The organism is Malaciobacter halophilus, from assembly GCF_002837275.1.
GTDB lineage: Bacteria > Campylobacterota > Campylobacteria > Campylobacterales > Arcobacteraceae > Malaciobacter > Malaciobacter halophilus.
Genome location: NZ_NXIF01000091.1, coordinates 1 through 754, shown reverse-complemented (window position 1 = coordinate 754; position 754 = coordinate 1). Strand labels below are relative to the sequence as shown.

Sequence of the window (754 nt, the reverse complement as noted above, 5' to 3'; positions counted from 1 at the left end):
AGTTAAATCAGTAGTTTTACTCCAAACACCATTATAAAACTTCTCAACAATAGCTTCATACTCTAAAACTTGTGTTATCTCATCTTGTTTTGTAATTGTAGGAATTAGTTCAACTACTCTTACTTTTTCATATAGTGGTTTTGGTATCTCTGTTTTTACTACATCTTCAACATTAACCCCACCATTAGCACTATTATCCACAAAGTTTGAGGTATTAAAGTGAATGCCACTTGCATCTACTGTTAGGATATTACTTCCACATTTAAAGCTTATACCATCACTTCCATCAAGTAAGCAGTTATCTGAAGCTTGTACTTTTAAATCACTTGTATTTAGATGAAAGCCATCTTCTATATCAACTCTTAGCTCTTTTCCTATTTTTACAAATAGATTTTGCAAGTATTTATCTGATACATCTTTTTGAATATATTTATGCAAGATATTTTTGATTCTAAGTTCTACATCTCTTTCTAAATATGTCTTTTCATCTTGTTTTATTAGTGTTTCTAGGTTTTGTTTATAGTGTTCTTCACAATCATTTTTAATAGTAGTAATAGACTCTTTCTCAACAGTTAAAATCTTATTTGCTTTAATACTTTTTCTTTCTTCTTCTCCAACTGTTATGATTGAGTCTTTTTGTATTGTCTCTTCTTTATCATTTTCTACTAATAGTTTTGAGTTATTCTCTATATGTTTATATTCATCATTTAACACATGGGTTTTTAGATTCTTTTGTGCTCTAAATGATAGTAAC

The 754-nt window shown here is 28.2% G+C and carries 1 protein-coding gene; it reads right to left on the bottom strand.

Features of this window, described 5'->3' with window-relative positions; genetic code table 11:
• On the bottom strand, positions 1 to 754 hold a 754-nt coding region (locus tag CP960_RS13845), incomplete at both ends, for a bacteriophage T4 gp5 trimerisation domain-containing protein (RefSeq protein WP_409454886.1).